Source organism: Caballeronia sp. BR00000012568055, from assembly GCF_029439455.1.
GTDB lineage: Bacteria > Pseudomonadota > Gammaproteobacteria > Burkholderiales > Burkholderiaceae > Caballeronia.
In genome coordinates this window covers 1-3,107 of record NZ_JAQFVG010000080.1, presented here as the reverse complement: position 1 = coordinate 3,107, position 3,107 = coordinate 1, and the positions used below count along the sequence as shown (strand labels likewise).

Annotated in this window: 3 protein-coding genes; all 3 read left to right on the top strand. The window is 56.2% G+C overall.

What is annotated here, in order from left to right; genetic code table 11:
- On the top strand, positions 1-317 hold a 317-nt coding region (locus P7F28_RS05805), incomplete at its 5' end, for a tripartite tricarboxylate transporter substrate-binding protein (protein WP_277183537.1).
- A gap of 188 nt (positions 318-505) precedes the next feature.
- Positions 506-1,243 (top strand): IclR family transcriptional regulator, encoded by a 738-nt coding sequence (locus P7F28_RS05800; protein ID WP_277183536.1) that lies wholly within the window; start codon positions 506-508, stop codon positions 1,241-1,243.
- A gap of 557 nt (positions 1,244-1,800) precedes the next feature.
- Positions 1,801-3,107, top strand: a 1,307-nt coding sequence (locus tag P7F28_RS05795; RefSeq protein ID WP_277183535.1) for an enoyl-CoA hydratase-related protein, incomplete at its 3' end; no start/stop codon positions are given.

Genomic DNA, 3,107 nt, shown 5'->3' with positions numbered 1-3,107 from the left:
CGGGTAACCACAGGCTGAGCGCATTGCCTGAAGTCCCGAGTCTCGCGGAATCCCACAACGCCTCGTTGCACGGTATCGAAAACTATACGTTCTACGGAGTCATCGGACCAAAAGGCGTTCCTTCCTCCGTGATTGAGCGTATCAGCGCGGCTGTGAATAAGGTATCGAGTTCTCCGGAAGTAGCCAGCCGGATGCGTAATTCGCTCTATTGCGAGCCAGTTTCGGGTGAAACCGCGTACTTTTCCGACTACATGTCAAAAGAAGTCCCGAAATGGCGGAGGCTGGGCCGGTCCGTCACTGTCGGTGACGGAGGGTAGGGTCTGCGAAGAGAGCGGGCGCATTCCCGACATCTTGAGCGCGAGGGCACTCAACCAAGCGGGGTGCTCTACGGGGTGCCTTGTGCGGACAGGAAACTTTCGGTCATCGCTAAACGATAGGTGCAGCGGTCTTCAGCCGCGTGACTATGACAAACATTGCAAACGAGCCATCTACAGCGAACAGAAACATGATGCGGTCTGTTCAGCGCATTCTTGCTGTGTTCGAAAGCTTCAGTTCGGATCGAACCAGCCTGACCTTACAGGAGGTCGCGGAGCGCATCGAACTGCCGAAGTCGACCGCCTTTCGGATAGTGCAAAGCCTTGAGAAGGCAGGATACCTGATCCGTCTCGAAGATCAAGAGTATTGCCTCTCCTTTAGGTTCACTCGCCTGGCGGGCATGGTCAGGAGCACCTTGGACGTTCGAGCAATCGCTCGACCAATATTGGTTGAACTAGCTCAACAGACGAAGGAAACGGTTTCACTGCATACCTTGTCGGGACGAAGCCGTGTTTGCATTGATGCCTTATCCACTGTGTCTGCGCCGTTGCGAGCGGTTACCCAACCGGGCGAGGAAACGCCATTGCTCGGCGGTTCGGGCTCGAAGGTACTTTTAGCTCACATGCAGCCGCTCGAGTTGACGTCGATCTTGCCGTCGGTGGCCCGCGTTTTGAACGTAACAGATGAGGCGCTCATCGCGGAACTTGAGCTGATACGCGCACTTGGCTATGCAGTGTCTCATGGCGAACGACTACTCGGCATTTCGGCGGCATCGGCTCCAATTCGAGATGCAAATCAGGAGGTTCGTTACTGCCTGTCGGTTGCTGCGCCCACTGTAAGGTTGCGTGTCAACGAGGACGAAGCCATAAGGCTGGTCGTGAGTGCGGCCGAAAAGATCTCGCGTCGGTTTGGCGCGCTTTACCAGTAATCAAACTGTCGTTACCGATCTATTGCAGGTTTGGCGTTCCGTCAAAGTTTGCGACCGCATTTCGGCGTTGCCGTTGAAATGAGGCCGAGAAAATCCACGAGCGGAGCGTTTAGCCAGCTTTCGCGAATCGCGAATCCAAGAATCCAAGCCGCGATCCCACATCCCCTTTCCGGCTCTTCGTTGCGGTGCAATCCCGAGCTGTTCCGTAGCTCGTCCTCCTGCCCACCGCTCTCAGTTCGTGCGGACCAGTCATAACCCGTGATGCAAGCGCCCACCGCGTTCAGCGACTCGTAAATTCGTGTCGCGTTGTCAACCTTCGTGCCGGTCTCTCGAATCATGACATCGCGACGAAGTTCCGATCAATGGAATTAATGCTGGCCATCGGAACGCATGTTACGATGCACTGAAGTTTTTTTCCAAACGGCCAGTGACGGTTCGGAGCTTGAAATATCGACTCCTGGGGACGCATCTGCGGCTCGACTCGCCTTCCTCGGGCAAGGGATTCACGGGATCAGCCGACTCACCGCCAGCGCTTTTGATATTAAGAGAGACACCTGATGAGCGATACACGTAATGTCAGTTATCACGTCGAGAGCGGCGTGGCAGTAATTACCGTCGACAACCCGCCGGTCAATGCGTTGGCACCCGGTATGCGGGAGGGCATCATCGACGGCCTAGAACGAGCTGGCGCTGACCCTGCAGTGAAAGCGGTTGTGCTCATCGGGTCAGGCAAGAATTTTATCGCCGGAGCCGATATCCGACAGTTTGGGAAGGCGCGCCAAATCAATACCAGCGTCAGCACTGCAGCCTTGGACGCATGTGAGAAGCCCGTGATAGCCGCGATGCAAGGCTACGTTCTTGGTGCGGGCCTCGAGCATGCTCTCGCATGTCATTATCGGATCGCCACGCCTGACGCCAAGCTGGGGCTGCCTGAGGTAAGCATCGGGGTAATTCCAGCTGGGGGTGGGACCCAACGGCTGACGAGGTTGATCGGACCGAAGGTGGCTGTTGAGATGATCAGCAGTGGTCGTCATGTTTCGGCATTCGAAGCGTTAAAGTCAGGAATCATTACGCAGATTGTGAGTCAGGAAAATCTTCTGGCTAGCGCAATTTCTTACGCGAAGGACGTAGCGCCCGCGCGCCCATTGCCACGGGTTCGGGACATGACTGATCAAATTGCGTATGCGGATCAGCACCCTGAAGCCTGGGAAGCGGCGAAGAAGGCCGCTCTTAGCAAGGCTCGTAACGTGAAGGCACCGCATTGCGCTGTCGCTTGCGTGGAAGCGGCACTAACCGGTAGCTTCGAGGATGGACTGGCTCTTGAGCAGCGACTGTTTTCGGAGCTCGAGGGCTCGGATGAAGCGAGGGCATTGCGATATGCCTTCTTTGCCGAGCGTGAGGCGAAAAAGATTCCAGGCGCGCCCGCGTCCTATAAGCCTGAAGGCGCGCGATCCGCTGCAATCGTGGGCGCTGGGACAATGGGGGCTGGAATTGCAATCTGTTTTGCGGACGTTCGCGTTCCGGTGAAAGTGCTCGAAGTGACGCAAGAAGCACTTGATCGAGGCATGAAGCGGATTCACGACACATATGCGGTAAGAGTGCGGCGCGGAAGCCTCACACAAGAAGAAATGAACGAGCGACTGACGTACGTACAACCTGTCTTGCGATATGAGGACATCGGGGACGCCGATGTTGTCGTGGAAGCAGTGTTCGAGCGTATCGATCTGAAAGAAGATGTCTTCACGAAGCTGGACGCGGTGATGAAGGAAGGGGCGCTCCTGCTTACCAACTCTTCGGCGATCGACATCAGCACGATGGCGGCCGTTACACGACGTCCGCATGATGTCGCAGGGGCACACTTCTT

Bases quoted from the DNA above. Each gene is read 5' to 3' on its own strand.
- P7F28_RS05800 (WP_277183536.1), top strand. From the start codon at position 506: ATGATGCGGTCTGTTCAGCGCATTCTTGCTGTGTTCGAAAGCTTCAGT.